Here is a 15277-nt window from a genome sequence, read left to right as displayed (position 1 = left end):
GCTCCTAGGCGATCTCGTAGGTCAGGCCCGCGTGTAGATAGTTGGTCGTGCTCGCGGCCCACGTGGTCGGCACGCCCGACGCCCACTCCGTGTTCGGCGTCTCCTTGTGCGGGTAGATCCGCGCGAGATTGGTCCCTTTCATCACGCCCACGGTGCCGCTGTACCAGGCTGCGGCGTGGCCGCGAGCTGCACCCGTGTACGTGAAGTTCGCGTCTGACCCGGGCGGACTCGCGGCAGTGAACGGGACCGTCCATGTCCACACGCCAGTGCCGAACGTGGTGGTGGTGCCCATGGTCTGGCCGAATTCGACTGTGCACGTCTTGCCGATGAGCCGGTACCGGCCCGACAGAGTTCCGTTGCCGATGTTCGGCGCGGTACCCGCGCCCCAGGCAGGTGCGTAGCTGGTCCATGCTGCGATGAGGTCGTTGAACGGCTCGCGGATCTCCTGGTTCAGGAGCGCGGCTGTGACGACCTCACCAACGACCCAGGTCCGGGGGGTGGCCACCATCAGACAGTCGCTCCCTTGGGATCATCCTCGTGCCGCCAGTTCCGCAGGTGCGGGAGCTCGTCCTCGACGGCCGCCTCGACAGCCGCCGGATCGTCGGGGAAGATCAGCCGCACCCAGCCGTAGCCGCACTCGGTGCACGCCATCCGGTGGTCGTCCGGGCTCACCACCTGAGCTGACCCACAAGGGCAGTCGGCAACCCAGCGGTTGTGATTGACCCGCGCGAACAGCCGCTGCCCGATCATGAATCCATCCGGCATGACCAGGCGCCGTTGTGTCCGCTGCTCGACCCATCGGAACACCAGCTCAGCCGGGGCGACCAGAATCCAGGCGTCCGGGGGCATGCTCGGCGGGGGCAGGTAGAACGTCTCTGCCCGCTGGACAGGGATCACGGGCGCCTCCTCAGTACGCGAGCCGGGTAGTGGAGTCGAGGACGGAGTAGGCCGAGTCATCCAGCACCCACACCGAGTCGACGTCCGACCGCGAGGTACGGAAGTTGATCAGATGCTCGTTGTGGCTGATCTGCTCGGTGTAGCCCTCGACAGTGACGGATGCAGTCGACGACGGAGCTTCGGCTGGCAGGCCGGTCACGGTGAACGCCGTGTCGATGTCCGCGTTCAGCAGCGCCTGGTAGGTGGCCGTGCTCAGGCTGGACGCGATGACGGGGAGCTGCCGCATCTCGGCGGGCGGGTCCGCGTACCGGAGGATCGTCCAGTACGACGCATCGAGCACCTCGGCGTCCGTCGTCTTCAGGACGTCCAGGCTCTGCTGGTACGGCCCGTAAGCGCTGATCGAGGCCGCGTTCTTGACCCGCTGGGTGGCACCGCCCGGCCGCGAGCCGATGATCAGGTTCACGAGCTTCTGATCGTCGTCGGCGAACTCCACGTCCTCCGTCTCCAGATCGGCGTAGGCGAGCGACAGGGACGGGACCGGGTTGTAGCGCACCGACCGGCCATGGAAAACCAGTGCGGCCGAGGCCCGGTCGCAGAACAGCCTGCCGCCCTCCGTGCGCTCCACGTCCCGCATGTGCGACATGGGCGACTGACCCAGCTCGCCCTGGGAGGCGACAGCGGAGAACAACCCGAGCCGGATCACCGAGGAAACCCCCGCGTAGGTGGCCAGGCGTGCGATCCGCTCCCACGACAACTCGCCCGCGTGGCCCGTCGTGCCCGTGACGTAGTGGTCGACGATGTCCGCGATGTGCGGCAGACCGCCACTCGCCACATAGGCCGCGACGTGGGAGATCGTGCCGTCCCACAGGGAGCCGCCCGCGTACGTCGCCCCCACCGTCAGCAGCCTCAGATCAGACAGAGGCGACGTGGTGACGCCGTACGAGGAGCCGTCGACCCACACCATCTGCCCCGCCTCGTCGTACACCAGATGGTGCACGTTGCCGTCGGCGAGGTTCGGCGTGTTCGCGGTGCTCGTCGAGGTCAGCCCCGCGAACACCTGGTCAACGCGGACCTTCCCGGTGCCGGACTCCAGGGAGATTGTGGTGGCCGACAGGAACGCGGCCGGGTCGCTGGTGGCCCACGACATCAGCGCGCGGCCCTGGACGCTCGTGGAGAACCAGCACTCGAAGATGAGGTCGCCGGCATGCTCCACGGTCGTGAGGCGATGCACGATATCTGTCGACAGGTACTTCCCCGCCGAGGACGAGGCCGGGGTGAACAGCGGCGTGCCGAGCCCGTCGGACGGTGGGCCGATGCCCTCGGCGAAGGCGATCGTCCCGCCGCTGCCGGCCTGCGTCACGGCGAGGGACGGGTATGCGTGACCGGACTGGTCGCCCGCCGATACCGACGACGAGGGCTCGGACAGCGGATAGTAGACCTCCGCTCCCTCCGACAGCACCTCTTCCACCAGCATCGGCCCCAGAGAAGGCCGTCGGCTGAGGAGCTTGAACTGATCGCTGGCCGTGAAGTTCACGGTGGAGAGCAAGCCCTGCCAGCTGGTCGGCCAGGACGTCGCCATGCCGAAGTAGCGAGCGTGCACCGTGGCCGGGGTGGACGACCACGAGGTGGCCGCCGCCCCCTCCTCGACCTGCCCCTCGTCCAGCCACACATAGTCGCCGACCGCTGGAGACGTCGTCGTGGTGGTGATGCGCAGCAGCTGCGAACCGCCGGTCGCGGTCCACGTCACCGTAATGCGCTGCCAGCCACCCGTAAGCGTCGAGGCTGAGCCGACGGTCGTCCCGTCGATGTCGAGCCGGACGGCCGGCGCGCCGACGGGCACCCACACGTGCACGGATGCCGTGTACTGCCGGCCGATGGTCAGCCCGTAGAGGCGGCACTGCTGGATGCCACCGGTGCCGCTGTTCCGCCAGCCGATGCGGTAGGCGTAGGTCCCGCTCTTAACGTGGGTGGTGTCCCGGTCGGCGGTGTTGACCGACGCAGACGACGAGTTGGCCCAGCCGTTGGCCAGCGACTCGAACCCGGGATCCGTCAGGTAGTTGATCCCGCCGAGCACGGTGACCCACACGGCGACCGGGCAGTTCCGCTTGACGTAGGGGTAGTACGGCGAGGATGCCCGGCCCGGGGTGAACCGGCCGTCGCTGTTGTCGAGCCGCATGGTCAGCGTGCCGGTCTGCGTGTCCGACAGCTCGTCCTCGGCGCCGCGGGTGATGTTCACGGGGCTGGACGCCGAGTACCTGACATACGGGGTGATGTCCGTCCACTGGATGTCGGTGGCGGTCGGCGCGTAGCCGAACCCGGCCAGTACGGTGAGCCGCGTCATCACACCCCCAAGCTGATGTTGACCCCGCCTACGCGCTTCAGCCCTACCAACAGCTTCTGGATCTGCTTGGCCGTCGCGATCGGGTCGAGCGCACCGGACACGTTGATCACTACCGGTGCATCACTGCGGGCCGCGATGACGGCGCGCTGGCCGATGACGGGCCGCCCGGCGGAGGCCGGGACACTGGCCTTCCCGAGCTGGCCGTTGTTGACGGCCGTCATGAAGTCCAGCCCGTACTCCGCGACGGCCTTGGCGTTCATGACGAACTCTCGGTTGCTCAGGCGGGCGATGATGCTGTCCGAGGTGCTCGTGCCTGGACCGCGGACGGGCCCGCCTCCGGGGAATCCGACCAGGCCGCCGCGGGCGTAACCGCCGCCCTCGTGGGCGACGTTCCCGACGTTGCTGGTGTGGGTGACGATGAACGTACTGACGGTCTTGCCGTCGAGCGCATCGAGCTTCCGCCGGGCCTCGGCGACCGCCGACTCCAGCTGAGAGATCTGCGCACGGATCGCGGACGTCCGTGAATCCGGCACGCTGGCGAGCTTGCTCCTGGCCGCGCTCAGCTTCTCCTGAAGGTCTTCCAGGTTTCCGCGCAACCTGGCTGTCTTGTCGGGGGTCTTCAGGATCTGGTCGGCGAGGGCGGCGGCCTGGTCCTTGTTCAGGCCCATTTGCCGTGCGTACTCGATCAGCTTGTCCCGGCCGCGGCTGTAGATCCCGTTGACGTACTCCCACGACTTGCCGCCCTGACGGGCGCTGGCCGCCGCCTCATCGGTCTTCTGCGCCAGGTCGTTCAGGGCGGTCGCGGCGACCCGCCCTTTCTCCGTCGTCAGGTTCAGTTCCCCGCCCGACATCGACAGCGCGCCGGCGTTCTTCTTCGCCGCTTCGGCCGTCTTGGAGATCGCGTCCTCGAATGCGATCTCGGAGCTGATCCCCTGCCGGTTCACGTCGTTCAGCGCGATGATCGACTGCCGCAGCCCGTCAGTGCTCTGCTTCTGGGCATCCAGTTGCGCCTGGACCTGCTGCGCCTGCGCACCGAACAGGCCCATGCTGCGGGCCGTGAGCTCCTGCTCAAGGGCGGCATCGGCGAGCGCCGACTTGTACTTGTCGAGGTGGCCGTTGATCTCCTTGGACGTGAAGCCCTGCTTCTTCAGGGATGCAGTGACCAGCTCCAGGGCCGCACTGGCTCGTTCCGGGTGGCCGCCCTTGACCAGTGAGGTCAGAGCGTCGTCCAGTGCGGAGAACGCCTGCTTCGCTTCCTTCACCGGCGTCGAGTCCATGTGGATCAGCCGGGTCAGGAACTGCTGAGTCTTGTCCATGTTGCTCGGACGGGACAGGGTTCGCAGCGCCTCGCCCAGACCCTTCAGGTCCGAGCCGAACGCGCGCGCCGCCTCGCCAGTGACCTTGCCGCTCGTGCCGAGCTTGGTGAGCGAGGTGGTCAGCCGGTCCACATCCGGCGGCGCCTGCTTGCCAATCGAAGACAGCTTGATCATGGCCAGGACCAGCAGGCCGATTCCGGACGCTGCCACCGCCAGACGGGCGCTGAGCGACAGCGCCATGAAGGACACGCGGAGCGTGTTCACCATGCCGGAGGCGCCGATGGCTGCCGTCCCCATCGCGGTGATTGCGGTGCGGACTGCGATGAACGCGCCGGCCGCCAGCTGAATCCCGCTCGTGGCCAGACGCACGGCACGGATCGCCACGGCGGCCTGCATCAGGGTGGTGATGAATCCGGTAGGCAGCGATGCCACAACCCGCGCGAACGCGCCGGCGAGCTGGAGCACGCTCAGCCCCATACCGGCCGAGGCTTGCAGGACGTTGACTAGCGCGGCGCCGATGCTGCGCAGCGTCTCGGCGAGGACCGGCCCGGACTGGCGGGCGTAGTCCATGAACTCGGCGTAGCCCTTACCGACCTGCCCCGTGTTCAGCACCCGCGCGAAATGGATCAAGCCGTTGTTGGCGTTACGCAACGCGCCCACGGCGAACGCGTCGAACTTGGCGAACGCGCCATCCAGACCCGGGGTCGACAGGCTGCCGCCGATGATGGCCATGAAGCGGGACAGCTCGCCGCTGGCGCCCTTCACCAGTGGGGTCAGCCGTGGCAGGAGCGCTCCTGCCACGGCCAGGCCCTGCGTGAAGACGGGCATGGTGTCGCTGGCGAGAGCGTCGGACCAGTCCGTGTATTCGTCCTTGAGCTGGCTGAGCGCAACCGCCGCCTGCTGCGACGCCGGCGGCAACTTCGACAGCTGCCGCAGATACTCGTTCTCGGCCTTGACCGCGCCGGCCGAGGCGGCGCCTGTCTTCTCGACCGCGTCCTCGAACTTCTTCTGCGCCTTGGACGCCTCGCCGAGCGCAGTGATTTGCGGGATGACCGCAACACCGAACGCCGCCACAGCCGCGCCCGCCGCGCCCGCCTGTACCGCCAGGGGGGCCAGTGCAGCCGCCGCGGGGATCGCGGCCGAGAACAGCGCCAGCCGGTCAGCGAACTTGCCCGCGGACCTTCCGGCATCGTCGAGCACTTTCGACAGCCGGTCGCGTCCCTCCAGGGTGAACGTCAGCGTCGTGTTGGCCACTACTGCTCACCTCCAGCCGTACGGGCGACGTCAGCCTGGTACTGCTGAATCCAGGCGATGGCAGAGGCAAGCTCCTCGCGCGAGAGCTGGCTGATCTCCCACGGGCGGATGTGGAGCAGGTGGGCGAGCAGCCAGCGCCACGTCAGGATGTCGGCGCGGATTCCGGTGACGTCCCTGCGTCGGCCTCGGCCGCGGCTTTTGGGCCCGGCTCCGGCGTCGACAGAGCCGCATCGACGTCGGCGGACTCGTGCGCCAGATTCCGCAGGTGCACGATCATCGAGGCGAACTCCTCGCTGTCCGGGGAGTGGTCCTTGCGCAGGGTCTCCACAAAGTCGTCGACCTCCGCCTGATCGAGGCGGGCGGTCAGCCGGCGCCGCCACCCCGGCAGGTCGAACGCACTGAACCGCAGGGTGGGCTCAGCGCGCTTGCGGAACACCCACAGCACGGCGCGCATGGCCGTGGGCGACTGGCTGCGCAGCGACAATTCGACCTGGTTCCAGTCCTCGCCGGTGGCCGACTCGATCGCCGCCGACTCGATCGCGGACAGGTCGTCCGCCGACACCTCCTCGACGGTGCCGTCTGCGTGCTTGTACGTGACGATCACGGATTCTCCTATTCGAGCCTGCGCCGCACGTCGTCCAGGACGCGGGCGACTTCGGCTTCCATGCGGGGCTGGCTGCGGCGGACCGTGGTGTCCCACCAGGGCGGGGTAGCCCACTGGGTGGCCCACCTGCGTCGGTTGCCGAAGACGGGGTGCCTGATCCGGCCCTCGTTGATGACGATCGGCATGCGCCGCAGGTCGGCGGGCAGCCGGGACCTGTCCACCCAGACCTTCGCGCCCGGGTTGGCGGTGGTGCGGACGCTGATGCGGATGGCCTGCGCGATCGTGGCGCGCAGCGGCCGGGTGGTCGGTGACCGCCCGGACCGCCCGCCCCCCGAGGACGTGATGTTCACCGACCGGATGGCCGACTGGAGGTCGTCCCGGAGCGGCTCGGCTGCACGCCGGATGCGCCGCTGCATCGACGCCCTGATGTTCTCGTGACCGGCCGCCCTCAGGCGACGCTGAAGTTCCAGCAGGGTGCCGGTGCCGGTGATGCGGATGTCCTGCACCGGATCACCTCACAGCGTGCTGTCCGTCGACATGTACTCGATGACCGGCTGATTCGTGCCGTCGAACAGCCCGGTGAAGCTGAAGGACGGCTTCACGACATCAAAGCCGTCCACGGTCGGCGGAGCATCGTCGAGCTTGATCGCCGGAAGCTTGATCCGGAACGTCTCGGCATAGGTCGACGCGATGATCGGGCCGACGAACTCCCAGACCAGGCTGGTCGCCGCGTCGCTGGTGTGCAGGTCGTCCAGGGTGGTGCCGACATAGTCGGTCTCCAGACTCCCCGAGATCTTGACGAGGTCGTTGGAGATCGGCTCCTTCTTCAGCCCGGACTGTCCGGCGTAGAAGCGGTCGGTCGCTTGAGGCCTCTCGATCTTGACCGAGACCTTGCGGATCCCGTCGAGGGCGGTCTCCCCACCGTAGGTGCCCGCCTTCACCGCCATCTGTCCGAAGTGGAACGGACTCATGGACGGGTACGAGGCGACAGCCAAGGTCTGGGTCTCATCGGAGTCCTTCGCGTCGATGTCGAAGGACGCCATCAGCATCCCGCCGACCTCGCACGAGAACTCTGCGCTGATGATCTTGCAGCCGAGGAAGCTCTTGTCCGTGACCACCCCGGTAGTGAGCGGCACGCCCTTCTGGATGGTCAGGCTCTTGCCCGCGACGTCTGCCAGGGTGTGCGTCTGGAGGTAGGCCGTGGTCACCGCCTGCTGGACGGGCGTGACCGACGTGCCCATGAGTGCTTGGAGCAGGACTCCCATGGCCTTGTTGGTGACCTCCATGTCCAGGCTGCCGGACGCCTGGCGCTGGGTCACCACACGCCGCGACGACAGAGCGAGCAGCCGCCCGGCCGCGATGCCCGCGGACTGCGCGGTGGTCTTCTTGAGCGCCAACGATTCCTTCGTGAACTCGATGAACTTGGTCGGCGCCGCGTAAGTGCCATACGCGCTCTCGGCCGCGATGCCCATCTGGGCACCGAGCCCGGATCCGATCGCCATCAGTCCCCAACTCCCTTCGGTGCCGCCTTGACCGTGGTCTTCTTCGCCGGGGCATGCTGCACCGATTCCGGCTGCCCTTCCGGCTCGGGGCTTGCGTCTGGCCACACCCAGTCGGGGGGCTCAGCAACCGGCTCCCACGTCCCGGCCTGGCAGACGTATCCGCCGAACCGCTCGTCAGGGACGTCGATCACCTCGTCCAGTTCTACGGCCCGGTCCCCGAGTTCCGGCACGGTGACCGGCTCGGGGCCGATGAAGCGCACACGCGCCATCGCTCTCTCCTTCGATAGGGGTGATCAGATACGGGCCCGGCAGGCGACGGTGAAGGCGAGACCGGCCATGGCGCCCTCAGCCTGGAACTGCGCGAGGCTGCCCACGGTGAGCTCCGACCACAGGACAGCGCCGTTCAGCGTGGGTGCTGTCGGCGCCGCGTCGGTGGCGCGTAGGGCGGCCTCGACTTCGCCGACCATCGCGAAGACCCGGGCGCGGCGCAAGGCCATGTCCTTGTCGCCCGCGCGGGACTCGGCGTAACAGGAGATGTCGAACGCCTCGTCACGCGTCCGGGCGCCCGCGCTGGCGAACGACTGGTTCAGGCTGACCGCCGCCTCGGCCGTGGGCTGCCACCCCACGAAAATCAGGTCCCGGTCGGTGACGTTCACCGCTGTCGGGCCGTCCACGATCCGCACCCCAGCCAGGCCGGGTGCCGCCCGCAGGGTTGCCAGCAGGGCATCCACCGCGGCCGGTACGCGCGAGGTCAGCATCACGCCACCGCCGGGGGCAGCTTGTAAGGCTCCAGCAGCTGGAGCACCCGGTTCGGCACCGCGTAGCCCCAACCTGGAACAGGCTCGTTCACGGAGTAGTCGTCACCGCCGCCGACCCCACCCAGTGCCCGGGACGCCCCGTACTGGGTGCGCCACAGGTGCTGGAGCAGGATGCGGGCAGCGACGTTGATCGTGGCCGGGATGTCGGCCCGACCGGCCTGGTAGGTCACCGTCCAGGGGCCGCCGCCGAAGTAGCGCCCGTCCAGCCGGGACAACTCGCCGGTTCCCGGGTCGAGGGCGAGGGCTGCGACGTCCAGTGGCAGCCCGGCACTGAGGATCGGCGTCAGGGACGTGAGGGACAGCACGGGGCGCTGCCCTAGGACCATGGTCGTACTGCCGTTGCCGTGGATCGTCTCGGTCACCGTGCGAGGCTCCACCGGGCCCACCAAGTTCTCGATGACCGCGGTCAGACTTTCGATGTAGGCGAGCAGTTCCACATCGTCGGCTGTCGTTTGGATGTCGAGCTGGGCCTTGGCCTCAGCCAGCGTCAGCAGCGCCATCGCGTCCTCCCTGCCGGGCCCGGGTGGTCCTGCCGCCACCGCGCGGCCGGGCGGGGGCGCGGCGAGCCTTCTCGGGCGCTGCGGCCTCGGGCGTCTCGGGCGGCTCCTCGCGGACCATGACCGCGCGGCGACCGTCCGCCCACACGGCCGCCTCGGGGCCGGGCAGGTCAACGACCTGCCCCGGCTCCCAGACGAACCCGTCACCCGACACGCCGGTCAGCATGCGGATGCGCGCCATCAGTCACCCAGCCCCTGGTGCAGGTCATTGACCTCGCGCTCGGCCCGGGACTCGGCGATCGTTACAGCCTTGTCCTGGGCCGCCTTCAGTGCGGCCACCGCCTCATCGGGTTCCGACGAGCCTGTGCCCTCGTCGACCGGCCCGTCGCTGACCCCGCGCGCCGCGGTGTCCACGGCGCTCGCGGCCTGCTGACCGAGCTGCTCCTTGGCCGCGGCGATGGCGATGTCCTTGTCGCCGATGAACTCGGGGTTGATCTGGTCCATGGACCCGTCCGGCCGGCGCGAGGCCATGACGATCCGGTCGTGGTCTCCGTGCTGTGCGGCCTTGGGTGTCGGCGTGTTCTCCAGCACCCCCGTGTCGGGGGCGTCCTTCTTCGGCGTGATCGCCATGTCGCGCGCTCCTTCTGCCTCGTGGCGGGCGGGGGTTGCCTGATCAGGTGGCGGAGTTCTTGTAGGCCTTGTAGGCGCTGAAGTCCTGCGGGGTGCCGTCCGCCCGCGAGAACGCGAGGAATGCGACCTGGAGGTAGTCGGCGTACCGCTCGGCCAGGCGCAGGGTCTGGATGTCGCGGACGTCGCGGATCAGGTAGCCCGCGACGAAGTCGCCGAACAGGATGCTCTTGGCGTTGGCGGCCATGACCGGCATGTCCTGGTTGACGGTGTAGTTGTAGCCCAGCACCCCGTCAGGGACGCCGACCTGCACCGACGGCTCCCACAGCGGGCGCCCCTGGGTGTCCTTCAGCTTGCGGACGGTGGCCAGGGTGGAGTCGGCCCACATGAACTGGACGCGCCCGGAGTTGCGGTAGGCCGGGTCCACGGAGTGGATGAGGTCGATCAGGTCGTCGTAGGTGACCGAGGTGGTCTGCCCGGTGGCACCCGTCTTGCCGACAGTCGCGTTGGTCTGCACACCCTCCGGCTGGGCTGTGCCGGTGCCGGTGGTGAAGTGCGTGTTCTGGATGCGGCCGATGCGCTCGCCGAGCTTGCGGGCGAGCCAGTTCTCGATGTCGAACGCGTTGTCCTGGAGCAGCTGAAGGCTGACCCTGACCAGCTTCGACGTGTACATGTAGGCGCCGACGTCGTTCGTTCCGATCGTCACATCCTGCTCGGTGACCTGGCTGTTCTCCGCGAGGATCGCGCCGACGTTCGCGGTGTCGTCGTTCGTCGGCCACGGCAGCGTCGCCCCGGTCTCCGTCGTGATGGCCTCGGAGACCTCGCGCATCGCGCCGTAGAACTTCATGGTCTCGACCATCTGGGCGCGGAACGGGGGCGGCACCAGGTACCCGCCAGCGGCGCCGGTGGCCACGCCGGCGGCGCGCAGCTCCTTGCCGTCGAACCAGCCGGTGCGCAGGATGCCGCGCTCCTCGCTGGTGAGGTCCTGGCTTCCGTCGCGCATCCAGGACCGCCAGGCGTTGTTGTACGCCTTCACGCCGTCCTCGCCGCCGTGGCGGGCGCGCGCCTCCTCGGCCTCCTCGGAGTCGCCCCCGGCAGTGATGACCTGGGAGTAGTCCACGGACGCCAGCGCCGCGTGGCGCTGCTCGGTCTCGATCTCTGCGGACAGCTGCTCGACGTCGGCCAGCGCGGCGTCCCACGCCTGCCGGTCCTCTGCGGACAGCGGCTTGTCGTCGCCGCGCGACTGGAACTCCTGGGCCGCAGCCCAGGCGGTAGCCCGCTTGTCGAGCAGGCTCTGAAGGTTGGGCATGGTGCCTCCCAGCACGAAGAGCCCCAGCGCCAACGGCGAGGGGCAGGGGGGTTGTGAGAGCGGCTACCGCGCGAGCAGGTAGCGGGCGGCGAGCGCCTCCATGCGCATCGCCTGACGGCCCCCAGTGGTCTCTCCCGGCTGGGTTGCGTCGTCGCCGCGAGTGGGCGCGGGGCCCGGCTCGCGGCGGAAGTCATTGAGCTCGGGCCGGTACTTCGCCCGGCGGTCGAATGCGTCGTCACTGCCGCGAGCAGCCAGCGCCACGCCGACCGAGCGCAGGCCGGCGTCCGTGTCCTCGTAGGCGGGAAAGGTCACGGCCGAGACCTCGTAGAGCTGCACCTCGCGGATGATCCGCAGCTCCGCCTCCACGGTGTTGCCGTCCACGGTCTCGACGGGCAGCGGCTGCCACTCGTCCTTGACCACCCGGAACCCGAAGCTCATGCCGGTGATGTTCTTGTTACGCAGGTTCACCACAAGGTCGTTGACGTACGACAACTCGGTGTAGAGGTCCGCATCGACCGCCAGCCCCATTTCGTCCTGGGACAGGCGCAGCGATCCGGCCGAGACCCGGGCCACCACCATGCGGGTGTCGTGGTCAACGAGCATCCGGGCGTCGCCCTCGGCCAGCGTCTTCGAGAACGCGCCCGCGGCGATCTCCTCGTAGAAACCCCAGCTCAACGGATTGCCGATGGCGGTTCGGCTGTTGAAGACGGCAGCGTGCCCGGTGAATGCGGGCGCGCCGCCGTCTGCGCGGATCTCCACCCCGGCCGTGGCCAGGGTGAGGTCGCGTCGCTCCTCAGTCCTCATCGTCCTCGCCTTCCTGCCGGTGGGATCCGCTCAGCAGCTCGGTAGCCGCGGTCAGGTGCTCGGCCGCGCGCGCCGCCGCATCCGCAGAGGGAGGCGGCGCGGCCGTCTTCACGGTCGGGTCCGTGCCCAGCGGAGCCATGTACAGCGGCTGGAGCCGCATGTCACCCTCGGGCCCGATCGGCGTCAAGTCTTCGAGGTCGCGGATGTCGTTCGCCGAGTACGCCCCGGTGTCCCGCATCGCCCGGTAGAAGGTGGCGCGCGCCGAGCTGTCGCCGCGCAGCAGGCCGCCGAGCGCGTACTTGGCGTACTGCGACGCCGACAGCAGCTCTTTGGTGACACGCTGCTCGGTCGGCGTCAGCCACGTCGGGGCGAGATCCCACGTCACGAAGCCCTGCGCTTGCTGCTCCAGCCCCGTCCCCCAGCTGGTCGACTTCTGCGTCTCCATCAGCAGGAACAGCGGCACCCCGAACATCCTGGCGACCTCGACGACCTGGAACTGCCGCGACTCCAGGAACTGGGAGTCGCGGTACGGCATCGTCACAGGGTGGAAGGACGCTCCCGAGTCCAGGACGGCGACGTCGTGCGCGGCCTGATGCCCGCTCATCTTGGCTTTCCAGCTTGCCTTCAGCTGCGCGGCCTGGTCCGGGTTGAGGCGCTGCTCGGTCTGGAGGACCCCGGAGATCATGTTGCCGGACCCGTACAGGCGGGCCGCGGACTTCTCCGCAGCCAGACCTAGCGCGATGCCCTGCGCCGCGGCCCGGATCGGTGAGCAGCCCGTCACCCCGTCATAGCCCAGGGCGGGCAGGTGCAGGATCTCCCGCGAAGTCAGGCGCACCACGCGCCCCTTGTCGTCCGTGACCCAGAAGACTTTGCCGCTGGGGTTGTCCTCGCTCGGCTGCTCACGGTCGACCCTCACCCGGTCCGGGCGGACCGGCCACAGCTGCGCGATCACGCCAGCTCCGTTGCGGATCTTCTGGAGGTAGGCGTTGCCCCAGAGCAGCCGGTGCACGTACACCAGCCGCCACAGCTCGAAGCGCGTCAGCTCGGGGTGCGGATCATCCAGCAGCGCGACCGTCGCCCGGTCCTTCGTCCCCGCCGTGTAGACATGAAGCGGCAGCGCGGCACTCACGTTCGCAACCACCGACACGGCCCGCCACACAGCGGGCATGTGCAGCGCGCTCGTCTCACTGACCGCAACGCCCGCCTCCAGCGGCGCGCCGGCACCCAGCAGCTCGGCCAGTGACCCGGCCGTCAGCGGCACCGCGGGGTTCTCCACGCTGCGGCTCTCGAACAGCCCGAAGAGGCTCACGTCGTCCCCTTCCGGCTCGCCTGCGCCCGCTCTACGACCACGACACCCAGCAGCCCGCCGAGGATGAGGGCGGCCGGCACGGACCACAGGGCCACCCCGGCCACCACGGCCGCCACGAACACGATCTCCAGCGCCAACAGCAGGGCATTCACCACAGGTTCGGCGCCCCTTCCGGCTCCACGTCGGCCCGCTCAGCCAGCCCCCACGCGGCGTGCGTGACACCCACCAAGGGGCTGATATCGACCGACACGCCCCTGCGGGCCCAAGCCCATCCGTCGCCCACCGGCCGCTTGTCCGCGCCCGACAGAGCCGTCGCCAGCGGCGCCTGGTCAAGGTGGACGAGCATCTGCTCGGACACCGCGTCGAAGAACTGCCCACATGCCGCGGCCGCCTCGCGCGTCTTCATCTCGATCAGCAAATCTTCCCGGCCGAGCTTCTCCAGCCCCTTGCGGATCGCAGGGATCAGGGAAGCGGCCGGGCCGCCGGCGTCGATGACCACGGCGCACGGGCCCCACTTCTCCACCAGCTCCATCAGCCGGTCCACGACCCAGCCGGTGCCCGGCCGGTGGTCCACCACCTCGACGTGGACGGCGGGCCCGCTCCGTCCGGCGGCACAGATCGCCGAGTGGGACCGCTCAGGGGTCGTGTCGACGGCAAACGCCACCGGGTCGGCCATCGAGCTTGTCCCATCTGCCAGCGCCCGCCAGGCGTCCTCACCGATGACCGACCACGTGTCGCCCTGGTCGGAGGGGTAGTCGCCGACGCCGAGCCGCTCCCTGTTGAAGATCTCCTCCGACATGGTCAGCCGCTCGCGCTCGGTGTGCTCCAGCGTGAGCCGGTAGCCCAACGCAGGGTTGGCCTTGGCCACAGACAGCGGGGACCGCGGGTCGTCGTGGTCGGTGCAGTCAGGGGCGCACTCACGCACGTGCGGGTCGATCGACCACTCCAAGTAGGCCAGGGACGGGTCAGGCTGCCCGGACTCCATGGCGGCCAGTGCCCGGCGCCGCAGCCGTGCCAGCTGCACGGAGGGGGAGCCGATGCCGGCCGATCCGAAGTACCAGACCTGCGGGTCCTGCACGGCCGCCATCGTGGGCATGAGCGCCCCCATGGCGTCGTCACCCAGGATCATGTCCTCGTCGAGGATGTTGCAGTTGCCGGTGAAGCCTCGGCCGCTGCCGCCACTACGGGCGAGAAAGCGCAGGCGCTGCCCGGTCAGCAGCTCGACCGCCTCCTCGCCGGTCGTCCGCCGCACGGCCTTGACCCGCTTGCGCAAGCTGTCCGTGTTTGTGATCAGCGCGACGATCCGTCGGAACGCCTCCACCGAGGTCTTGAACTCGTGGGCGCTGTGAAGGATCAGCTTCTCGCCGAGGAGGAAGAGGCCCGCCAGCTCGCGGGCCTCGATGATCCCGCCCTTCCCGTTCTGGCGAGCAACGTTGATCGCGACCTCGAACGCCGACCACGAGCCGTCAGGACGCTCGCCAAGACCCACGTGGAGCGCGTACTTCTGCCAGTCGTCCAGGATCAGACCGGCCATGGCCGACAGCTCCACGGCCTCTTGCCCGGCGCTGGAGCTGTACGACGGCGCGGTGAAGATGCGCGGGCGCTGCACGCCGCGCACCTCATGCCCCGCGACGGCGGCCCTCTCGTCGAGACGTGAGCTCATCGACGGCATCCCCCTTCACCGCGGGCGGGGACAGTTTGCGGATGTCGGCCATCACTGCGCGCAGCTGTGCGGCGACCGCGGCCAGGGCGGTCGGTGCCTCGGCGGTGTCGGCGGACCGGGCGAGGGAGAGGGCCAGCGCGCAGAGCCCGGGGGCGACGGCCTCGGCGCCGAGCTGATCGATTTCGGTGCGGGTCTCGTCTTCCACCATGATCAACCACCCCCGTCACGGTGCGTGACATGCGCTAATTCATTGGAACTCGGTTCGCGGTGATTACGGAGAGTCGCTAAATCACTGGAGGTGGGATCTTGGAATTAGGCCGCGCAAAAAATCGGGCG

General features: G+C 69.0%; 18 protein-coding genes. All 18 read right to left on the bottom strand.

Going from position 1 to position 15277, the window contains the following annotated elements:
* Positions 1–4 precede the first annotated feature (4 nt).
* Entirely contained in the window at positions 5–508 is a 504-nt protein-coding gene (locus AB0G17_RS13080; RefSeq protein WP_361380204.1) for a hypothetical protein, read from the bottom strand.
* Positions 508–897: a hypothetical protein gene (locus AB0G17_RS13075; protein WP_361380201.1), complete on the bottom strand. Its 390-nt coding sequence runs from the start codon at positions 895–897 to the stop codon at positions 508–510. Before AB0G17_RS13075 ends, AB0G17_RS13080 begins: the two co-directional genes overlap by 1 nt.
* Before the next feature lie 10 nt (positions 898–907).
* Positions 908–3238, bottom strand: coding sequence for a hypothetical protein (locus tag AB0G17_RS13070; protein ID WP_361380198.1), 2331 nt, complete (start codon positions 3236–3238; stop codon positions 908–910).
* Entirely contained in the window at positions 3238–5808 is a 2571-nt protein-coding gene (locus tag AB0G17_RS13065; RefSeq protein ID WP_361380195.1) for a hypothetical protein, read from the bottom strand. The genes AB0G17_RS13070 and AB0G17_RS13065 overlap by 1 nt, the downstream gene beginning before the upstream one ends.
* Positions 5809–5950: 142 nt before the next feature.
* A complete protein-coding gene (locus AB0G17_RS13060; protein ID WP_361380192.1) occupies positions 5951–6412 on the bottom strand; it encodes a hypothetical protein in 462 nt (153 codons plus the stop codon).
* A gap of 8 nt (positions 6413–6420) precedes the next feature.
* Positions 6421–6918 carry a hypothetical protein gene (locus AB0G17_RS13055; RefSeq protein ID WP_361380189.1) on the bottom strand — a complete coding sequence of 166 codons (498 nt, stop codon included), beginning with the start codon at positions 6916–6918 and terminating at the stop codon, positions 6421–6423.
* 9 nt (positions 6919–6927) lie between these two features.
* Positions 6928–7914 (bottom strand): phage tail tube protein, encoded by a 987-nt coding sequence (locus tag AB0G17_RS13050; protein ID WP_361380186.1) that lies wholly within the window; start codon positions 7912–7914, stop codon positions 6928–6930.
* On the bottom strand, positions 7914–8183 hold the full coding sequence (locus AB0G17_RS13045; RefSeq protein WP_361380183.1) for a hypothetical protein: 270 nt from the start codon (positions 8181–8183) through the stop codon (positions 7914–7916). Before AB0G17_RS13045 ends, AB0G17_RS13050 begins: the two co-directional genes overlap by 1 nt.
* 24 nt (positions 8184–8207) lie before the next feature.
* Positions 8208–8672, bottom strand: a complete 465-nt coding sequence (locus tag AB0G17_RS13040; RefSeq protein ID WP_361380180.1) for a hypothetical protein — start codon at positions 8670–8672, stop codon at positions 8208–8210.
* A complete protein-coding gene (locus AB0G17_RS13035) occupies positions 8672–9232 on the bottom strand; it encodes a hypothetical protein (protein ID WP_361380177.1) in 561 nt (186 codons plus the stop codon). Before AB0G17_RS13035 ends, AB0G17_RS13040 begins: the two co-directional genes overlap by 1 nt.
* Positions 9210–9470 (bottom strand): hypothetical protein, encoded by a 261-nt coding sequence (locus AB0G17_RS13030; RefSeq protein ID WP_361380174.1) that lies wholly within the window; start codon positions 9468–9470, stop codon positions 9210–9212. Before AB0G17_RS13030 ends, AB0G17_RS13035 begins: the two co-directional genes overlap by 23 nt.
* On the bottom strand, positions 9470–9859 hold the full coding sequence (locus AB0G17_RS13025; RefSeq protein ID WP_361380171.1) for a hypothetical protein: 390 nt from the start codon (positions 9857–9859) through the stop codon (positions 9470–9472). The genes AB0G17_RS13030 and AB0G17_RS13025 overlap by 1 nt, the downstream gene beginning before the upstream one ends.
* A gap of 43 nt (positions 9860–9902) precedes the next feature.
* Positions 9903–11165: a phage major capsid protein gene (locus AB0G17_RS13020; protein WP_361380168.1), complete on the bottom strand. Its 1263-nt coding sequence runs from the start codon at positions 11163–11165 to the stop codon at positions 9903–9905.
* 63 nt (positions 11166–11228) lie between these two features.
* Positions 11229–11969 (bottom strand): HK97 family phage prohead protease, encoded by a 741-nt coding sequence (locus AB0G17_RS13015; RefSeq protein WP_361380165.1) that lies wholly within the window; start codon positions 11967–11969, stop codon positions 11229–11231.
* Positions 11959–13278 (bottom strand): phage portal protein, encoded by a 1320-nt coding sequence (locus tag AB0G17_RS13010; RefSeq protein ID WP_361380162.1) that lies wholly within the window; start codon positions 13276–13278, stop codon positions 11959–11961. Before AB0G17_RS13010 ends, AB0G17_RS13015 begins: the two co-directional genes overlap by 11 nt.
* Positions 13275–13433 carry a hypothetical protein gene (locus AB0G17_RS13005; protein WP_361380159.1) on the bottom strand — a complete coding sequence of 53 codons (159 nt, stop codon included), beginning with the start codon at positions 13431–13433 and terminating at the stop codon, positions 13275–13277. Before AB0G17_RS13005 ends, AB0G17_RS13010 begins: the two co-directional genes overlap by 4 nt.
* On the bottom strand, positions 13427–14941 hold the full coding sequence (locus AB0G17_RS13000; protein WP_361380156.1) for a terminase: 1515 nt from the start codon (positions 14939–14941) through the stop codon (positions 13427–13429). Before AB0G17_RS13000 ends, AB0G17_RS13005 begins: the two co-directional genes overlap by 7 nt.
* Positions 14898–15149 carry a hypothetical protein gene (locus tag AB0G17_RS12995; RefSeq protein ID WP_361380153.1) on the bottom strand — a complete coding sequence of 84 codons (252 nt, stop codon included), beginning with the start codon at positions 15147–15149 and terminating at the stop codon, positions 14898–14900. Before AB0G17_RS12995 ends, AB0G17_RS13000 begins: the two co-directional genes overlap by 44 nt.
* Positions 15150–15277: the final 128 nt, after the last annotated feature.

The organism is Streptomyces sp. NPDC023838, assembly GCF_040639555.1.
In the GTDB taxonomy this organism is placed as follows: domain Bacteria; phylum Actinomycetota; class Actinomycetes; order Streptomycetales; family Streptomycetaceae; genus Streptomyces.
The sequence above is the reverse complement of the archived record's forward strand: the minus strand, read 5'-3'. Positions and strand labels throughout refer to the sequence as shown.

What these genes read in the sequence shown, in the direction of transcription:
- AB0G17_RS13080 (WP_361380204.1), bottom strand. Translation starts at nt 508, where the DNA reads ATGGTGGCCACCCCCCGGACCTGGGTCGTTGGTGAGGTCGTCACAGCC.
- AB0G17_RS13070 (WP_361380198.1), bottom strand. Translation starts at nt 3,238, where the DNA reads ATGACGCGGCTCACCGTACTGGCCGGGTTCGGCTACGCGCCGACCGCC.
- AB0G17_RS13050 (WP_361380186.1), bottom strand. Translation starts at nt 7,914, where the DNA reads ATGGCGATCGGATCCGGGCTCGGTGCCCAGATGGGCATCGCGGCCGAG.
- AB0G17_RS13045 (WP_361380183.1), bottom strand. Translation starts at nt 8,183, where the DNA reads ATGGCGCGTGTGCGCTTCATCGGCCCCGAGCCGGTCACCGTGCCGGAA.
- AB0G17_RS13040 (WP_361380180.1), bottom strand. Translation starts at nt 8,672, where the DNA reads ATGCTGACCTCGCGCGTACCGGCCGCGGTGGATGCCCTGCTGGCAACC.
- AB0G17_RS13035 (WP_361380177.1), bottom strand. Translation starts at nt 9,232, where the DNA reads ATGGCGCTGCTGACGCTGGCTGAGGCCAAGGCCCAGCTCGACATCCAA.
- AB0G17_RS13030 (WP_361380174.1), bottom strand. Translation starts at nt 9,470, where the DNA reads ATGGCGCGCATCCGCATGCTGACCGGCGTGTCGGGTGACGGGTTCGTC.
- AB0G17_RS13025 (WP_361380171.1), bottom strand. Translation starts at nt 9,859, where the DNA reads ATGGCGATCACGCCGAAGAAGGACGCCCCCGACACGGGGGTGCTGGAG.
- AB0G17_RS13020 (WP_361380168.1), bottom strand. Translation starts at nt 11,165, where the DNA reads ATGCCCAACCTTCAGAGCCTGCTCGACAAGCGGGCTACCGCCTGGGCT.
- AB0G17_RS13015 (WP_361380165.1), bottom strand. Translation starts at nt 11,969, where the DNA reads ATGAGGACTGAGGAGCGACGCGACCTCACCCTGGCCACGGCCGGGGTG.
- AB0G17_RS13000 (WP_361380156.1), bottom strand. Translation starts at nt 14,941, where the DNA reads ATGAGCTCACGTCTCGACGAGAGGGCCGCCGTCGCGGGGCATGAGGTG.
- AB0G17_RS12995 (WP_361380153.1), bottom strand. Translation starts at nt 15,149, where the DNA reads ATGGTGGAAGACGAGACCCGCACCGAAATCGATCAGCTCGGCGCCGAG.